This is a genomic window from Chitinophaga sp. 05T412 (assembly GCF_056396465.1).
In genome coordinates this window covers 139,414-158,470 of record NZ_JBFTLN010000010.1, presented here as the reverse complement: position 1 = coordinate 158,470, position 19,057 = coordinate 139,414, and the positions used below count along the sequence as shown (strand labels likewise).

At 47.4% G+C, this 19,057-nt stretch carries 14 protein-coding genes; 6 read left to right on the top strand and 8 right to left on the bottom strand.

All coding sequences use genetic code 11. The annotated features are described in order from the left end of the window. Positions 1-7: 7 nt before the first annotated feature. Positions 8-796, bottom strand: coding sequence for an ABC transporter ATP-binding protein (locus AC1DFM_RS22160; protein WP_477078944.1), 789 nt, complete (start codon positions 794-796; stop codon positions 8-10). A gap of 262 nt (positions 797-1,058) precedes the next feature. Here AC1DFM_RS22160 and AC1DFM_RS22155 point away from each other — a divergent pair, with 262 nt between their 5' ends. Then, positions 1,059-3,482 (top strand): ABC transporter permease, encoded by a 2,424-nt coding sequence (locus AC1DFM_RS22155; RefSeq protein WP_477078943.1) that lies wholly within the window; start codon positions 1,059-1,061, stop codon positions 3,480-3,482. Between the two features lie 8 nt (positions 3,483-3,490). Here the strand turns inward: AC1DFM_RS22155 and AC1DFM_RS22150 are convergent, their stop codons facing one another. From AC1DFM_RS22150 to AC1DFM_RS22130, 5 genes are all read right to left on the bottom strand, one after another. Next, complete coding sequence (locus AC1DFM_RS22150; protein ID WP_477078942.1) at positions 3,491-4,126, bottom strand: response regulator; 636 nt, start codon at positions 4,124-4,126, stop codon at positions 3,491-3,493. 5 nt (positions 4,127-4,131) lie between these two features. Next, entirely contained in the window at positions 4,132-4,911 is a 780-nt protein-coding gene (locus AC1DFM_RS22145) for a sensor histidine kinase (protein WP_477078941.1), read from the bottom strand. Continuing rightward, the gene (locus tag AC1DFM_RS22140; protein WP_477078940.1) at positions 4,881-5,519 is read right to left on the bottom strand and encodes a hypothetical protein; all 639 of its coding nucleotides are present in this window, start codon (positions 5,517-5,519) and stop codon (positions 4,881-4,883) included. Before AC1DFM_RS22140 ends, AC1DFM_RS22145 begins: the two co-directional genes overlap by 31 nt. A gap of 28 nt (positions 5,520-5,547) precedes the next feature. After that, positions 5,548-6,090, bottom strand: coding sequence for a hypothetical protein (locus AC1DFM_RS22135; protein ID WP_477078939.1), 543 nt, complete (start codon positions 6,088-6,090; stop codon positions 5,548-5,550). Positions 6,091-6,265: 175 nt separating this feature from the next. After that, a complete protein-coding gene (locus AC1DFM_RS22130) occupies positions 6,266-8,467 on the bottom strand; it encodes a B12-binding domain-containing radical SAM protein (RefSeq protein ID WP_477078938.1) in 2,202 nt (733 codons plus the stop codon). A 352-nt stretch (positions 8,468-8,819) separates the two neighbouring features. Here AC1DFM_RS22130 and AC1DFM_RS22125 point away from each other — a divergent pair, with 352 nt between their 5' ends. The 5 genes from AC1DFM_RS22125 (at position 8,820) to AC1DFM_RS22105 (ending at position 15,337) form a co-directional block, all read left to right on the top strand. Next, positions 8,820-10,076: a peroxiredoxin family protein gene (locus AC1DFM_RS22125; protein WP_477078937.1), complete on the top strand. Its 1,257-nt coding sequence runs from the start codon at positions 8,820-8,822 to the stop codon at positions 10,074-10,076. 80 nt (positions 10,077-10,156) lie between these two features. Further along, entirely contained in the window at positions 10,157-10,801 is a 645-nt protein-coding gene (locus AC1DFM_RS22120) for a YceI family protein (protein ID WP_477078936.1), read from the top strand. 190 nt (positions 10,802-10,991) lie between these two features. Next, positions 10,992-11,957 carry a cytochrome-c peroxidase gene (locus AC1DFM_RS22115; protein WP_477078935.1) on the top strand — a complete coding sequence of 322 codons (966 nt, stop codon included), beginning with the start codon at positions 10,992-10,994 and terminating at the stop codon, positions 11,955-11,957. A gap of 20 nt (positions 11,958-11,977) precedes the next feature. Then, positions 11,978-14,533, top strand: coding sequence for a TonB-dependent receptor plug domain-containing protein (locus tag AC1DFM_RS22110; protein ID WP_477078934.1), 2,556 nt, complete (start codon positions 11,978-11,980; stop codon positions 14,531-14,533). A gap of 18 nt (positions 14,534-14,551) precedes the next feature. Beyond that, entirely contained in the window at positions 14,552-15,337 is a 786-nt protein-coding gene (locus tag AC1DFM_RS22105; protein ID WP_477078933.1) for a DUF4397 domain-containing protein, read from the top strand. 212 nt (positions 15,338-15,549) lie between these two features. Here the strand turns inward: AC1DFM_RS22105 and AC1DFM_RS22100 are convergent, their stop codons facing one another. Then, complete coding sequence (locus AC1DFM_RS22100; RefSeq protein ID WP_477078932.1) at positions 15,550-17,454, bottom strand: TonB-dependent receptor plug domain-containing protein; 1,905 nt, start codon at positions 17,452-17,454, stop codon at positions 15,550-15,552. A gap of 131 nt (positions 17,455-17,585) precedes the next feature. After that, positions 17,586-18,824 carry an outer membrane protein assembly factor BamB family protein gene (locus AC1DFM_RS22095; protein WP_477078931.1) on the bottom strand — a complete coding sequence of 413 codons (1,239 nt, stop codon included), beginning with the start codon at positions 18,822-18,824 and terminating at the stop codon, positions 17,586-17,588. Positions 18,825-19,057: the final 233 nt, after the last annotated feature.

Sequence of the window (19,057 nt, the reverse complement as noted above, 5' to 3'; positions counted from 1 at the left end):
CATTTTATCAGGGGCGAACAGCCGTACCAGTTAATCCAATGAATACATCTTCCAGGGTTACTTTTCCCTTGCGTACTACTTTTAGTACCTCTGGGTCCTGACGATGCTTATCTATCAATGCTTCCGGCGTATCTATCGCGATAACGCGGCCATGGTCGATGATGGCGATGCGATCGCAGATCGCCTCCGCTTCTTCCATAGAATGGGTGGTCAGCAGCACGGCATGTCCCTTGTTACGGAAGTGTTCAATCCGTTCCCATAGTTGTCGCCGCGACTGCGGGTCCAATCCGGTGGTGGGCTCATCGAGCAATATCAGCTGCGGATCGTGGATAGTAGAAATAGCCAGTGATACCCGTTGTTGCTGGCCGCCGGAGAGCTGCGCAATTTTCTTGTCTGCCGCTGCTTCCAGACCAATTTCCTCCAGCTTTTGCCGGACCTTTTCCTCGTTGAGATCTACGCCATAAATGCTGGCAAACAGGCGAATAATTTCTGAGATGGTGAGTTCGGGCTGGAAACTGGTGGCCTGCAATTGTACTCCCATATTGGCGCGGGCATGCAACGGTTTTTCCTGTGCATTAAATCCAGATACAGTAATCGTTCCTGATACCGGGCGAAGTAGTCCTTCTATTGCACTGAGTGTGCTCGTTTTGCCGGCGCCGTTAGGTCCGAGCAACCCGAATATTTCGCCTCCCTGTACCGCAAAGGAAACGTCTTTTACCGCCTGAAAAGCGCCATAGCGCACGTTTAGCTGATTCACCTCCAGGATGGTATCGGGCAACGGTGGTAGATTGTTCATCTCGGCAGATTTAGTTTTATATTGACCGTCCGAAAGTACTACATCAGGGACGACTGCCGGTATCCAAAAAGGCCAAGCGGGGAGAAAAAGCGGTAAAAGGCAGGGTTAAAGCGGTGAAACCGGTGGAATGGTTTAAACAAGTGTCCGGAATCGGTATCCATTGTCCGTAACCGGACGCCCAGCCCTCCTCATCACACCGTTTATAAATTGAATATGAATACATTATATTTTTGACCTGCTTTTTGTAAGCTATCTTTCCATTATGATAAACAGCTACCTGAAAACAGCTTTTCGCAGCATTACCCGGAAAAAAACCTTTGCCGTTCTGAATATAGCAGGACTAGCCACAGGCATTGCTGCGGCACTCGTTATTTTTTTGGTGATCCGGTATGAAAACAGTTATGACACTTATCATCGTAACGCCGGGAATATTTATCGTATAACCACTGACGTTATTAAGAAGAGTAATGGAGAGGTGTCTGACCGGCTGAGCAGCGTGCCTCCATTATTTGAGGATCGGATAAAAGCGGAGCTTCCCATACTGGAAAACACCGCTGCTATTTCCCAAACGGGCGATGCACAGATATACGTACCCGGCGCTGGTGGCGCGGCGGAGAAGCGAATCAAGCAATCTGGTATTTTCTTTACCACCCCCAGCCTATATAGCATTTTTGATTATACCTGGCTGGCTGGTAATGCAGATGCATTATCTGCACCAAACACCGTAGTCATTTCCGCCAGTATTGCCAAAGCGTATTTTGGCGACATTAATAAAGCAGTAGGCAGTACCATACAGATGTGGTCCTACCGGATACCGTTACAGGTAAGCGGCGTATTTAAAGATCTGCCAGCAAACACCGACATACCCATAAAACTGGGCATTTCCCTGGCTACCGTCAGGAAGTTAGTACCAGATGCATTTTCCGATCCTACCTTATGGGACCCTATACGCAGCTGGCACAAATGTTTTGTTCTCCTCAAAAACAAAGCGCAGGTAGCTGCCGTTACTGCAGCGCTGCCAGCTTTCGTGAATACGCATTATAAAGATCAGCCTACACAGCGGGTACAGCTTCGACTACAACCGGTGGCGGCGATGCACCTGGACAAGAACTACCCCAATTTTGTGTCGGCGCCACTTACCTCAAAAGAGCTATGGGCATTGGGATTGATTGGTATTTTCCTCTTGCTGGTGGCCTGTATCAACTTCATTAACCTGGCTACTGCGTTGTCTGTCAGTCGCGCGAAAGAAATAGGCGTTAGAAAAGTATTGGGTAGTAACCGGCTGCAACTGCTTTCTCAATTTCTGATGGAAACTGCGCTGATCACGGTGATAGCGGTAGTCATTGCAGTGACAGTGGTAGCAGTCACCATATCTAATATCAGTACCCTGATCAATATACCGTTACAACTGACATTCCTCGCGAAACCGGATGTTTGGATTACGCTGATACTTTGTACCATCGCGGTGACTTTTCTGGCGGGATTTTATCCGGGAACAGTCGTATCCGGCTTTAACCCGGTGTTGGCCATTAAAAGCAGGATCAGCACCCAATCAGCCGGAGGGGCTTCTCTACGCCGGGGATTGGTGGTATTTCAGTTTATGATTGCGCAGCTGCTGATCATCGGTACACTGGTGGTGGTAAAGCAAATGCGATATGTAAAGCAGCAGTCGATGGGATTCGCCAAAGATGCGGTGGTGTTGATTAATTTGCCGAGCGATAGCACCATGAAATTGAAATACGATTATATGCTGAATCGTTTGGCGGCAATACCTGGTGTGCTGGCGACCAGTCTTTGTGGGGAGGCCCCTTCTTCCGACAGGGACTTTCAACAGGATTTTTATTTTGATACCAACCCGGTAAAACAATCTTTCCGGATTTCGGCGAAAGCGGTGGATACCGGCTTCTATTCCACTTTTGACATTCGGATGATGGCAGGCAGAGCGCCTTATGCCAGTGACACTTTAAGGGAAATTGTTGTCAATGAAACGGCGGTAAAAAAACTGGGGCTTTCTTCTACGGAGGCCATCATTGGCAAAACCCTTACCCTCGGCGACACGAAGTATCCTGTTGTGGGCGTATTTCATGACTTCAACAATAAATCCCTGCATGAGGCCATTGTTCCTATGTTTATGGGACCGCAAAAAGATGGTTACGAATTTGTGGCCCTGCGATTGGAACCGGAGAAAATGATGGCCACGTTGAAAACGGTAGAGCAAACCTTCACCGGCATCTACCCTTCTTATATGTACGACCTTACCTTCCTGGATCAGCGGATCAGTGATTATTATCAGTCTGAAGTGATTACCTCCCGGTTGTTCCAACTGTTTGCGGGCATGGCGATATTTATTTCCTGCCTGGGTTTATATGGACTTATTTCCTTTATGGTAGTACATCGTACGCGGGAAGTGGGCATCCGTAAGGTATTGGGCGCTTCTGTAGGCAGCATCCTGTTACTATTTTCCCGTGAGTTTATGTTATTAATCGGTATCGCCTTTTTGTTGGCGGCGCCGCTGGGATATTATTGTATGCAGCTATGGTTGTCGGATTTCCATTATCATACGGCAATAGGCAGTGGCATTTTTATAGCGGCAGTAGGCTTATCGGTGCTGATGTCCTGGGCCACGGTAGGATATAAAACCTGGATAGCGGCCCGAATGAATCCTGTTAAGCAGCTGAAAGAATAAGCAGCTGGTTACAAGGTGACCAGCTGTCGGCGTAATGCTTCCAGCACCATCCCGGTGCGGCTTTGCACATTTAGCTTATTGAACAATATTTCCCGGTATCCATCCACGGTTCTCTCTGTTACATTCATTTTAGCGGCGATGGCTTTGTAGGTAAGGTCGCTGCAGGCGAGGCTGAGGAATTCCCGTTCCCGGTCGGTGAGTGTTTGTTTTTGTTCTGATTGTAACAGCAGCCGGCGATAATTAACGTTAGATGCATCGTTGTAATAAGTGCCGGTGGTATGTATTTCCCGTAATGCTTTTTCCAGTTCTGTGGGATGAATATCTTTCAGGAGATATGCACAGCAACCGGCTTTCAACATTTCGATAATGGTAGCGTCATTATCTTTCATGGACAATGCTACTATTTTAATGGTGGGATATAATTTCAGCACGGCTTCTGTTGTTCTGGCGCCGTCCATCACGGGCATGTTTACATCCAGCAGGAGAATGTCCGGCGGGTTGGGCTGGTGGCTTAATTTATCGATCATTTCTTTGCCGTTCATGGCTTCCGCTACAATGTGGAAGCCTTTAAAGCCGCTGATCAGTAAACTGAGTGATTTAAGAAATAGCTGGTGATCGTCTGCAATGCCTATGTTGATGTTCATAACGTTTATTCAAGGGGTAATGTGATCAATACTGCGGTGCCACCTGCCGTGGTTACTTCCCAGCGGATATCTCCGCCGAGCAGGTTGGTACGGTGCTGCATGTTACGGATACCCATGCCAACAGACGACATACCGGCTTTATCGAAACCGGCGCCATCATCGGCGATGAGTAAAATGAGTTGTTGAGCGGCGGCCCTGATACTGATATCAATGACCTGTGCGCGGGCATGTTTGATGCAGTTTTGCATCGCTTCCTGGATGATGCGAAACAGGATGATTTGTGGTTCCGCCTGTAATGGCAGCACTATCAGTTCATGGGTAAATTTTACTTTAATGGCTCTGCTGGAATTAATCCGGTCCACTTCTGCTTTCAGGTTATCGATGAGACTGAATTGATCGAGCCATTGACGGCTGAAAGATTTGGATAGTGCCCGTAGATGCTGAATGGCGGTGCTCAGGGTTTCTTCTGCGGTTTGCAGTGTATCAGGTATTTCCGCCATACTCCGCTGGGTAACATTGATCAGGAGTTTGGTGCTGCTTAACAGTTGGCCGATATCGTCATGCAGTTCCTGTCCCAGGTGGGCAAAGGCTTGTTCCTGCATTTCAATCTGGGACCACATAAGCTGTTTGTCGTAATCTTCCTTCATTAGTTTAAGCTGATGTAAATAAGCATCCTGCTTCTTTTTATAACTAAACACTGCAGATACAACCACCAGTCCCATGATGGTAACCAACAGTGAAATAAACATCACAGCTACAAAGAGATCCTGTTTAACCGGAAGCATACTACGCCTTTTATCAGCATAATATACAACAGGTAATTGGATATTGAGTTCAACACAGCGAAAAAATGCCTGGCCCTTGTGGTATCATTTTCCAATAGCAGGTTATAAAAGGCATTTACGCTGACAGAAGCCGCGAAATAAATAAAAAAAGCAAGGGTTATCCAAAAAATGGGGTGCCGGAATATAGACGCCTCACTCTCAGGGGTTATGGAAAAAAAGGATAAAAGGCACCAGCAGATGACCAGGAAGCTTTCTATGGTGATGTTGATGCCGGGAAAGGCACGCCATCCGCCTAATACAAAGCTGTAAAAAAGGGAAACTATTCCGAATACGAAGATGGAAACTCCCATGAGCAATCGCCATCGATAGTCCTTGATTCCTGATCGGAGTATTATAGTAATCAGACTATATTCCAGCACCACAAAAAAATGGTATACAATAAAAAAGCCTAAACCCTCTTTGCCGATCAACTCTACAATTACTTCCGTAACAATAGATACCCCCAGCAACGCGCTCAATATCTTCACCTCTCTATATTGTAAATGAAAGAGGCTTAAAATAAAGCAGGCTACCAACAGTACATAATAAGCATACACCCATCCGTTCATCGGCACAAAGATTTAAGCAGTATTAATATTATGGAAATACAACATCCAGGTCAGCGGTGGCCAACGGAGAACCCTGCGCTTTCAACAGATCAAACAATTGTCTGAATGGAGGTGTTGGCACTTTACCATTTCCTCTCTCTTCAATTTTAGGATCACCGCCAGCAGGCAACATGTTGCCGGTAGTAGCTTTATCCAGCAGTGCGGAATAGGCAACCTGGTCTTGATTTGCATCCAGTCCTTCTGCAACGAGCGTGATTTTTTCATTTGCACCAGGTACTGCATAGTGGAAACGGATGTATTCACAACCTTCCTGGCTGAGGATACGCAGCAATGATGCTTTACTGAAATCTACAAAGAAGTTCCCCTGGAAAGCCGCCAGCAATTCAGGATACTTCATTAACAACAGATAAAAGTTGTTCAGCATTCCGAAATAAGCTGCAACAGTAACAGGCATACCATAGGTTTGCGGTTCTCCCGTAAACGGCATGTTGTAGTCCAGTTGTTCGGGAATAGGATTCAGGTGGCCCTGGCTATTACAACCGTAGCCGGCAAGTGACATTTGATCGCTCATTGTTAGGTCAGTTTAGTGGAAACAAATATTTAACTTTTTCCGCATGTCTGATACCGGGAAAAAACCCGGTATAGCAAAAAGCTAAAAGCAGAAAGCAAAAAGCTATTTTCGCGAGTGCTTAAAGCGTATAACCATCCGCGACAATAGCTTTTTGCTTTCTGCTTTTAGCTTTTTGCTACAATTTCAACAGCCCTAGCTTATGCAAGGTATTCACCGGCTTGTTATCCCAGAAAAGTTCAAAGTCTTCCAGTCCGGCTGCCTCATAGCTATCTTTTACTTCCTGCAGGGTATACGTTTTGGGGTTGGCCACTGCCAATGTCTGCAACATGCTTGTCAGCCATACTCCCTGTGACGGCTGTACGCTGATATTCATTTTTTCTTTTTTACCCTGGAAGGTTAAGGAAGACATTTCCCAGGTAGMCCCCTTCTTGGATTTGGTAATTATTTCCATAGATGGCTGCTTGCCCAGGTATATCACTTTAGACGTTGGCTTCACGGTGCCTGCTTCCTCTTCCAGCAGTGCAGTAGTGATGAAATCCGGATTCACCGTGGTTTTCGGCACTTTGAATTCAAACCATTTCGATAATGGGTAATCAAAGCAGGCGCCGTGCATATAATTCAACAGCGACTTTTTCAATCCATAGCTGAAGGTTTCATGATCTGCGCCGGTGGGGTCGATATGCATAATATCGTTATTGGCAAAGGTGCCGGTATCGTTGGTTTCCTTTTGCACATTGAATTTTGCGGGGTCCAGTCCTACCGGGCTGTGAGCCGTCATGGTAAACTGATGCCAGAACGCCGATTGCAGGATGCCCGCCTGGAACATTTGCCGCACCATTTCCAGTGCGTCAATCGTTTCCTGCGCCGTTTGTGTTGGGAACCCATACATCAGGTATGCATGCACCATGATGCCGGCCTCTGTAAAATGGCGATTTACGCGCGCTACCTGGGCCACAGTGATACCTTTCTGTATAAGGGCCAGCAAACGATCCGAAGCGACCTCCAGGCCGCCGGAAACGGCAATACAGCCCGATGCTTTGAGCAACAGGCAGAGGTCACGCGTAAAGCTTTTTTCGAAACGGATATTGGTCCACCAGCTCACTGTCAACTTACGACGGATAATTTCCAGCGCCAGCGCGCGCATCAGCGCCGGCGGCGCGGCCTCGTCCACAAAGTGGAAACCATTTTGACCGGTTTGGGCGATGATGGCTTCCATCCGGTCGCATAACAATGATGCCGTAATGGGTTCGTAAATCTTTATATAATCCAGTGAAATATCACAGAACGTACATTTGCCCCAGTAGCAACCATGCGCCATGGTGAGCTTATTCCAGCGACCATCGCTCCACAGGCTGTGCATGGGGTTCACGACTTCGATAGCGGAAATATATTTATCGAGCAGCAGGTCGCTGTAATCGGGTGTACCCAGCTGCGACTGCTTGTAATCGTGTGTGGCTTTATCGTTGACGTACGTTACCTTTTCTTCGTTGAGCAGGAAAGTACGTTTCAGCTCTTCCGTTGTTTTCTTTCCTTCAAGGAACAGCAACAGGTTTTCGATAGGTGCTTCGCCATCATCGAGTGTGATGAAGTCCACGAATTCAAATACGCGGGCATCTGCCAGCGAGCGCAGCTCTGTATTAGGGAAACCGCCACCCATCGCTATTTTCACGTGAGGGTAGTGTTGTTTCACCCACTGGCCGCAGCGCAATGCTGCGTACAGGTTACCGGGGAATGGCACCGAAAGGGCTACCATAGCGGGTTGTACCTGCTCCATATGCGTAGCCAGGAGATCGGTTAAAATACGGTCGATATAGGTATACTCCGCCTGCAGGGCATCGTATAATTCGTCAAAGCTGTTGGCAGAGCGACTTAAGCGTTCTGCATACCGGCTGAAGCCAAAATGAGGGTCTACACAAGTCATGATCAGGTCCGACAAGTCTTCCAGGTACATGGTAGCCAGGTGTTTGGCTTTATCCTGTGTACCCATAGAGCCAAAGGCCCAGTTCAGGTCGTCCAGTTGTGCAAAGCGCGCTGCCTCCRGTAAATAATCGCGTTTACAGATGAGATGTGCCAGTGTGGGATTCTTACCCTGTAAGAATAAAATAACGGCATCAATGGTTTGTATATAGTCGTCCTGCAACACCAGTATGCGGGCGATATTCTCCGACGGCTCCACTGGCGGCGTGGCCGCAATATACGCGAACAGCTGTTCCAGTCCCTGTTTTGAAAATAAACGCAAGGTTACTTCAATACCCAGATCCGCCTGGAAGGAAGGAATCCCTTTGGTATTCAGGAACCCCTTCAGGTAAGCCGTAGCCGGATAAGGCGTATTCAATTGTGTGAATGGCGGCGTTATTAAGAAAACAGAATTGCTCAAAGCGCAAGGTTTAAACCGCAAATTTAGGACAATTTTTGTTGAGCAGAAAGCTGAAAGCAGAAAGCACAAAGCATTTTCGCGATTGATTAAAGCAAATAACATCTATTCAATTTGATCAATCGCGAAAATAGCTTTATGCTYTCCGCCTTATCCTTTCTGCCTCTCGGAATAGTCTACAAAATTTATAGACTTTTATTTGGTGATACCAAAACTGCCTATTATCTTTGTGCTACCACCGCTGATAAAAGCCACCACTCCATCAGTATTCACCACCAGTTTTAATAGTAACACCGCTTAGTCGCCCCACCAGGACCGGCCCCGACTTGCATTGTTCAACCAATAAAATACAACCATGAAAACGCATAAGCACTTCTTCCTTACCAGCCTGCTGGTGGCAGGATTATTTGGCCAGCATACATTTGCCGCCCCTAAAAAACCATTTGTAAAACAAGGTATCTGGCGCGGTGTGTTCACGCTCAGCGAATCACAAGTACCTTTTAATTTTGAATTGAAAGGAAAAGATCCGGAACATGCCGTGTTCACGCTGATCAATGGTACCCGTCGTGATAACTTCCATGTACAACGACTGGGCAACGATTCCTTATTTATTAAAATGAATACGTATGATGCCGCGCTGGTGGCTCATATAGAGTCTGATGGAAAAATTTCCGGTGAATACAGAAGCCTGGTTCCTAACTTCCGGGGCAACGCCTTACCATTTACAGCGGAACACGGACAAAGCTACCGCTTTGCTGAAGCGGGCACAGAAGCCGCGCCCACCTTCGATATCAGCGGTAAATGGGAGCTGAAAATAGCCGCTAAAGAGCCTACACCTAACCGTATTGGCCTCCTGAAGCAGGATGGCAATAAGCTCACCGGCGTGATTATGTCTGTAGTGGGCGATAGTCGCGAGCTGGAAGGCAGTGTACATGGGGATGAATTTGAATTATCCGGCTTCACCGGCCCCAGCCCCATCTACATAAAAGGAAAAATAAATGATGACAAATCTATTACCGGTGAAATCAGTCTGGGTATTTACAACAACATCCGCTTCGATGCCGATAAGAATGCAGCAGCGGAACTCCCCGATCCATACAAGCTCACTTACCTGAAAGAAGGGTATAAAAAACTGGACTTTACGCTCCCCGACCTCGCAGGCAAAAATGTATCGCTGAGTGACGAAAAGTATAAAGGGAAAGTGGTGATTGTAGAAATTATTGGTACCTGGTGCCCTAACTGTACAGATCAGACTTCTTTCCTCTCCCCCTGGTACAATCAAAACAAAGATCGTGGGGTAGAAGCCATTGCTATTGGGTTTGAGCAGAAGGATGACCTGGAATATGCCAAGTATACATTGGGTAAATTAAAAGAGAAATACAACATACAATATGATATTCTTTTTGGTGGCATTGCTGATAAGAAAGTGGCATCGGAGAAATTACCAGCGCTCAACCGTATGATGGCTTTCCCCACAACGATTATCATAGACCGTAAAGGGGAAGTCAGACAAATACATACCGGCTACACTGGCGAAATTACCGGCCAATACTACAAAGACTATGTAGCCAAATGGAATCACGACCTGGACGAGCTGATTGCGGAAAAATAACTTTAACATTTATTTCCCGATTTCGTAAACGTTCATCCGCTGGTCCGCCTTAAATTAGCACCAAATTTAAACACACTTATATGCAACGATTAGCATCTCTGTTCTTTATTGGAGGATCTATCTTTTTAATGTCTTTCACTACACCTGCGACTGTCAACAAAGGAGAAAAACCAGCCAAATCTGCTACTGCCCGCAAGGCTACTGTTTTCCAGGTAGATGCGAAAGAAAGTAAATTGAACTGGACCGGCAAAAAAGTCACCGGACAACATCAGGGCACCATCAATGTTTCTGACGGCAAACTGGAAGTAGACAATAACGTACTGAAAGGCGGCACCTTCTCCCTGGATACCCGCAGCATTCTGGTAACGGATATCAAAGATGAAGGCGGCAATGCCAAATTACTCGGCCACCTGAAAAGTGAAGATTTCTTTGCAGTAGAGAAGTTCCCTACCGCTTCTTTTGCTACTACCAGCGTTACTTCCAAAGGCGGCGGTAACTACGAAGTAACCGGCAATCTCACTATCAAAGGCATCACTAATCCTGTTACTTTCCCTGCTACCGTAACGGTTGCCGGCAATAAGCTCACTGCGAAAGCAGCTATTAAAGTGGATCGTACCAAATACAATATTAAATACGGTTCCAAGAGCTTCTTTGAAGGTATCGGCGACAAAGCCATCTATGATGACTTTGATCTGGATGTATTGCTGGTAGCAGCTTCCAAATAATCCATTCATTATTTTACTACCCCATTAATAATTCCTGGGGAACATGGGCAATCCGGCCCATGTTCCCGGGAATGCCAATCTACCTTTCTTTTTACAGCCTCCTTACAGCAACACGAACTTTTACCAACCAATTATTTGCAACCCCCATGTTGCTACCGGGTATCGTATGCCCTCCATAATTTTTACCACCATGAAGCGTAGAAAAATGATATTCATTTTACCGGGCATGTTATGCGCAGGCATTTTCATCGCGGGGTTCAGTATCAGCCCCCGCTCTGCCGATCCACTCAGTAAGGCCCAGTTGGGAGAAAAACTTTTTTTTGATCCGTTGTTGTCGAAAGACCGCAGCATCAGTTGTGCGTCCTGTCATATTCCGCAATTTGGATTTGCAGATACCCTGACCTTCAGCATCGGTATTCATCACACCGCTACTAAAAGGAATACACCGGGCATCACCAATCTCTCCGGACGCCCTAACTTCTTCTGGGATGGCCGGGCTGCCTMCCTGGAAGATCAGGCGCTGCAACCTATTGCCAATCCCGATGAAATGGGACTTCCCGTGGAAGAAGCCGTGCAGCGATTGAATGAACACGACAGCTACCGGCTGTATTTTCAGCAGGTATTTAACAGCGCGCCCACTGCTAAAAATTTATCACAGGCACTGGCGGCCTTTGAGCGTACCCTGGAAACGGCGAACAGTCCGTACGACCGGTACATCGCCGGAAACGACAGCGCGCTAACGCCTTCGGCTATACGTGGTCGTATGCTGTTTATAGGTAAAGCCAATTGTAATAATTGTCATTCGGGAGAAGATTTTACGGCGGATCGCTTCAAAAACATCGGTCTCTATAACGGTACTACCTTAAAAGATGCCGGTCGCTTCGATGCCACAAAAGACAGCGCCCATCTGGGTTTCTTCAAAGTACCCAGTTTGCGCAATGTGGCCGTCACCGCACCGTATATGCATAACGGTATGTTTAAAACACTGAAAGAAGTAATCACCTATTATAATTCACCCGACAGCGTTATACATGATGGCATCCACCGGGACTTATCACTTAACAAGCCGCTGCACCTGAGCCAGGACGAGATGACAGACCTTGAAAGTTTCCTGATCGCACTCACCGATGACCGCTTTAAAGTGGCGCGCCACTAACCATAAAAATCAACCAACGCATGAAAAAAAATATACTGCCCATACTATCCCCTCTGTTGCTACTTTCTGCCACCTTAGCGGCACAGCAAAAACATCTTGCAGATACTACCAAACAACTGGGAGAAATACAGATTGTAGGCTCCCGGAGTGCCAATCGCACCAAACTGAATTCGCCGGTACCAGTGGATATTATTGACATTAAATCGCTGCAGGAATCCGCGCCACAAACCAGTATCACGCAGTTGTTGCAATACATTTCTCCCTCCTTCCATTCCGTTAACGGCACCAATGCCGGTGATGCCGGCTCCGCCCTCAGTCTCGCACAGCTGAAAGGCTTAGGCGTAGATCAGCTGCTGGTGCTGGTGAATGGAAAGCGCCGCCATAAAAGCTCCAACGTCAACTGGGGCGGACTGGGCAACGGCGCCACCGGATATGATTTGAATGCTATTCCCGCCGGCGCCATCGAGCGCATTGAAATACTGCGGGATGGCGCCGCCGCACAATATGGCTCCGACGCCATTGCCGGTGTGATCAACATTGTATTGAAAAAACAATCGTCGAATGTAATTGTGGGTAGCACGGGCAGCATCCGCCGCAGAGGCGACGGCGCCGCTACACGCTCCAACATCAACTACGGCGTTAAAATAGGCTCACGCGGTGGCTACCTCAACGCTACCGCCGAATTTGCCACCCAGGCTATTTCCCTGCAGCCCGGCCGCGAAGATGCGGGATTATACAATGGGCCCATTTATGGTGGTGGCGCCAACACACGCGGCTACGATAATATCTACACGAAAGAAATAGATGACGCCATTCTGAAAAGCCGGGGCATTGACCGGCACTTCTTTGATCAACGCGGCGGAGGTTCCAACAAAGCTAAAGACGCCCTGCTATTTTTTAATACAGCCATTCCCGTTAGTGAACATGCAGAAGTATATGCCTTCGGCGGTATCAGTCACCGCAACTCGCAATTTACCGCCGTATACCGGCTCCCCGGCTGGACAGAGCGCAACAACACCTCCCTGTACCCCGATKGTTTTCTACCTGCCATGGATAACAGCATCACTGATAAATCTATTGCTATCGGATTAAAAGCTCATGCGGGCGACTGGAATCTGGATATCTCCAATGTATATGGCAAAAATGATTTCGGTAATGTGATCAGCAATTCACTGAATGCGAGTTTAGGCGCTAAAAGTCCCACTACCTTTGACGCCGGTAAATACAATGCCTCGCAGAACACCGCCAGCCTGGATGTGAGCCGCTACTTCACCACCGTGCTACAAGGCCTCAACGTAGCGTTTGGGGCACAGTACCGCACAGAAACCTACCAGATCATTGCCGGAGAGGAAGCCTCTTACAGCAAAGCAGATCTACGGCCGGTGTATAAAGTAGATACCAGTGTGAATGGCGTGACCTATTTAACAGACGGCGGACTCATTGCATTGAATGGGCTATCGCCCGGATCACAGATCCACGCGGGATTCCGGCCGTCGAATGAAGTGAATGTAAGTCGCGCTATTGTGGCGGCTTACCTGGACCTGGAACTCAACATCACCGAAAAGTGGCTGCTATCCGGCGCCTTGCGGGCGGAAAACTTTTCCGACTTCGGCAATGTTACCACCGGCAAAATAGCCACGCGATATAGCTTTGCGCCGTGGCTGAGTATTCGCGGTTCTGCAAATAGCGGCTTCCGTGCACCCGATCTGGCGCAGTTCTATTATACGGAAACGTCTACCAGTTTTCAGCAGGGCCGGGCTATTGACCAGGTAACAGCTTCCAATAAAAATGCAGCTACAAGAGCCCTCGGTATTCCTTCGCTGACTCCGGAAAGATCTACGGGATATACCGCCGGCATTACTTCACAACCTGCAAAAAACGTGGAGTTGAGCGTGGATGCGTATCTTATCGATATTAAAAACCGGGTGGGTAATACGGGCAACTTCTCTGCCACCGATCTTAATCTGCCGGCGGATGTAAGAACCTTACTACTCGCGACCGGTACCACACAAGCAAAATTTTTCTATAATGCTTTTAGTACCCGTACCCAGGGCATTGAATTCACGGGCAGTTACAAAATACCTTTGCAGCGCAGTACCCTGCAGCTATTGGCTGGCGGCAATTTCGTGAAAAATGAAGTAACGTCTGTAAATACGCCTAAAGGATTGGAGCAGTACAAAAATGTTATTTTCAGCGAGTCAGAAAAGGCGCGGGTCACTACCAACATTCCGCAGCAGAAGATAACGTTACAGGCTATACTAAATACCGGGCGATTTAACTTCCTGGCAAGAACGGTTTACTTCGGTGCTGTCACCACCGCGTCTGCGCAGAATGCGAACTTTCCCAAACCCGATTACTACTTCCAACAGCTACGCCCCATCTGGGTAACAGACTTCTCTGTGGGCTATCGTATCAGCAAAGCAGTGCAGGCAACCGTTGGCGTAAACAATGCCTTTAATGTACTCGGAGATTATACCGATGTGGCTATTTCTGGTCTGAGAAATCCTTCTATTGTAGGTATACAGAATGGTAGTGCAGGCATACAGCCTTTTGTACGGTTATACGCGCGTTTTTAATCAATCAAACTTTTTCCCATGAAAAATAAGCTTTCTTTTGTCCTGAGCAGCTTTACTATACTGGCTTTCAGCGCCTGCAGCAAAACAGATTACCTGGATGTAAATGCGGGCGACCGGCCACCTTTATCAGCGAACATACGTTTTGTGAATGCGCGTACCCAGCCGGCAGACATACAATTCTGGGCTTTCACGCAAAAGGTAACCACCACGGGTATCCTTCCTGGTGCGGCTTCCCCGTATGTGTCTACTACTTTCGGAAATGTACAGATAAACTTTACAGAAGGCAGCGGCACTGCCTACAAAGCCTCCCGGCAGTTTGGCAACAGTGTTAACTATAGCGCCAGCGGAGGTCCTAACGGTCCTATTGCCGGATACTACCATACTGTGTTCGCGGCACCTACACTAAATGATGCGAACAAAGATACCCTGATACTTTTTTATGATGACCTCTCCGCTCCTCCTGCCGGTAAAGCCAAACTACGCTTTGTACACCTGGCCGCCGGCATCGGTGCGGTGAGCCTGAGAATCCAACAGCAGGGAACGGAAACCACGCTTTATAACAACATCCCTTATGGTGCGGCAGGTGGCAGTAATCTGCAGGGATCGGCATACGACAGTGCGCCATTCACTAACGTAAACGCAGGTACGATTTCGTTATTGGTACGTACCGGAGAAGGTGCTTCCGCCGTAGCCATACAACAACAGGGGCTCAATAACCTTGCTGTGGAGGCAGGAAAAATTTATACGGTATTTATCAGAAGCGATAACAAAGCGCTGGTATATGCAGGACTGGTGGTGAACTGAGTAGTAAAGGGGATCAGTGCGATTTTTTGTCTTTGTACAGGATTAAACTGATTATACTGATTGCATTTTAAAGATTTTAAAAGAAGATGGGAGATTAAAGCAAATATACCTGCTTTAATCTCCCATCTTTCTTAATCAAAAAAATAAAATCAGTATAATCAGTTTAATCCTGTACAAAGACAAAAAATCGCACTGATTTCATCTATTTATACTTATAATTTAAAGCTCGCTCCTACAGTTACCCATCTGCCGGGCATCACTACTGCGCCTGTTTCCACATAAGTTACATCCAGCAGGTTGCTGGCGTCTGCATATATCTGATAACGGGATTGCTTATACGCAATACGTGCATCAATCAGCGTATAGTCTTTGTAGTTAATACGCATGCAATAGCGTGCAGCAGCGGAAATGCTGAAGTGTTGCAACAATTCTGTACGCACATTAGCCGTGAACTGATGACGCAGACTTTCGATGACATAGCGGGAAATCTTTGTTGTAATAGCATCTCCTTTGAAAGAAGGCGACAGGTAGTTATAGCCCGCGTTTACACCGATGCTATTGAACAGGTAATGTGGCTGTAAGGTGGTGTTATAGCCCGCGTTCAACCTAAAGCCGGTCATGTCTGCCCGTTGAAAATTCTGTGGCTGCCAGTTGATAGTTGCCGGATTCGCCACGCCTGCTGTATCTTTTACGTAGTCGATGAAGTTGCTGATCTGACGATAGAACATGGAGGCGCTGTAGGAGAAGTTCCCACTGAATTTACGGATACCTGCTTCTGCATAGCTGGCCTTTTCGGGCCCTAGTTTTTCGTTACCAATAATGCCTTGTCCTTTGTAATAGAGATCGGTGTAGGTTGGTAGTCGTTGTGCGGTACCGGCGTTGGCATAGAGTTTCAGGTCGGGAGTGATATTAAAGCCCACGTCGGCGCCCGGGAAGAATTGCCAGCCATAAAATGAATTATAATTCAGGTAGCCTCCAACGGTAAAACTAAAGCGACGATCAGCGATGGATTTATATTCACCGGAGAGTCCCAGATTGGTTCTTTCGTGATTACCGAGGCTGGTACTTTTGATATGCTCATAGCGGCCTTCCAGGCCGGCGCCAAAGGTACCGATAGCGGTGGTAAAGGTATTATTCAGTTCTGCGCCCAGCACGTTGGTATTGTGCAGGTTGCGGTATTTATTCGGTTTGATATAGATATAATCATCTTTGGTATAGCGGTAGCTGATACGAGGTGTCATCACCCAGTTGCGGGTAATGCGGGAAGTATTGCTCACAGCTGCCAGAAAAGTTTTTACCGTTTCCTCAGAGTTGAGATCACCTGGCGGCGCATAAAAACCATTGGCCCCATAGCCATTGTTGATGAAGCCCGCCATTACATTATACTGATGCAGGGAATCATTGTTAAACCCTGCCTGGTAAAGGGCGCGGTAGTTATCGTATGCGGTATTATAGCGATAACCATTACCCTGGTTGCGGCTTACCGACAGGGAATGACTATTACCACCTTTTACCAAAGCGCCGCTGGCGCCCAGGCTATAGGCATCATACAGCTTATTATTTTCGTTCTTTTTAAAGCTGCTACCGGCGCTGCCATTGACGGTCAGCCCACTTTCTGTGGCTTTACGGGTAACGATATTGATAGCGCCATTGAGGGCGTTAATGCCGTAAATGCGGGCGGCGGCTCCTCTCAGCACTTCAATATGATCGATATCTACCAATGATACCGGCAGGTTCATCATATTATGACCGGTTTGCGGGTCGGTGATTTTTACGCCATTGAGTAACACCAGGGTTTGATCGAAGGTACCGCCATCGATCCCAATATCCGCCTGGATACCTTCCGGGCCGCGCTGGCGTACATCCAGGCCGGGCACAAACGCCAATACTTCCGTCAGGGAAGATACCGGCATCGCTTCTATTTGTTTACGGGTAATGATGGTAATGTTGCGGTTAATGGCCTTTACAGGCGCCGCCAGTCTGTTTTCCTGCACAATCACCTCGTCGAGCTGACGGGTGGCCGGGATGCTATCGGTCCGTTTTTGCGCAGACGCGCTACCACAAAGGCCCAACAACAGGGAAAAGACTATTTTATTATTAGAAATTGCTCCACGCATCTTTAAAAAATCATTGCTAAAAGAGCGCAAAGGTAAGCATTACGAGTTAAGAATGACGGATTATGGATTTATAGGAAGATAATAGCGGGTCATTGCTATATCATCTCCCTATAAATCCCTATTCCTACTGGCTATTGCAGGGCATACACATAACCATCTGTGCTGCCAAAAAACAACACGCCATCTTCCAGCCAGGGAGTAGATAATATGCTGCCCATATCCAGGAAATCTGCATACATTTTAATGTAGTCATCTTTATACCTGGCCATCAGATCGGGGATTAATTTGTGAGACACCGGATCAAAGAAGCGGTGCTCTTCCTGCCTGCTGGCGGCTGTTTGAAATATGGTGGTGCTTTGACCGCTATCCAGTTTCATTTTTAATATTTTACCATCCAGGCTACCCATATAGCCATAGGCGTTAGTGCTGGCGATGCTGCCGAAAGCATTTATTTCTATCGGCGCCTGCCATTGAAAACGGCCACTGGCGGCACTAAAGGCCACAGCCCGATGGGAATCGGAGGTAGATACCAGGAGGTGTTTGCCAGCCAGACTGGGTACGCTGGTCCAACTGCCGGGTTCATGAAACACCCACAACCCTTTTCCCGTGCGGAGGTGCAGGGCATATACATTGTAATCGCGGGAGCAGAAATACACAGAACTATCGGCTACTACCGCATGGAACTGCACTTCTCCCTGTGGAAAATATTTTTCACCTATCGTATCAAATTTCCAGCGCAGGGTTCCATCGGTATTAATGGCGTAAAAGAAACCATCGAAGCTGCCGGCCAGCACAATATTTTCCGCCACTGTAGGCGCGGCGTGTACAGCGCCACCGGTTTTGTACTTCCATTTCAGCTTCCCGGTACGGGCGTTTAAGGCGTATATATGTCCGTCGGTACTGCCTACGTATACAATACCTTTATGTACGGTGGCGGAAGAAAGGAAATAATCCCATGGATCAACGGCGTGTTCCCCGCCGGTGCGGAACGTCCATAGCGGACGACCGGTGTGCATATCCAGCGCATAAAAGTTACCATCTTCACTCATAAAAAATACGGCCGTACTATCGCAGGCCACGGTAGCGTTTACAGCTCCTTTGGTTTTAAATTGCCATAAGGCTTTTCCATTGGTGCGATCCAGTGCATACATCGCCGAATCGGCAGCGCCAATAAAAAGATAATTTCCATTGATCACCGGAGAAGACATTATTTTACCACCGGTTTTAAATTGCCATTTGATGATGGGATGATCGGAGATATCCGTAGAAGGACTTTGATTAGCTCTGTTGGCGGAACGGCCCAGCTGTTGGGCATTGAGGGACTGGCACAGGGTAAGCAATCCTACCACCGGCCATAACAATAATTTCATAAGCGGCATATATATTCGCTTGTTAAGATACATTTATCTAATCATAAAAAGCCGTATTTTCGCTGCGTTATGACACTAGATAATAACAGGAAAGCACAAATCATTAAGTGGCTTAAAAAGATCGGCTTCTGGGGTTTCCTTTTCTTCCTCATTAAGGGCCTTTTGTGGCTGGCTTTGGGCTACTGGGTATTAAAGTAAAGCACGCCCCGGAAGGCGTGCGGTAAATCACTCAA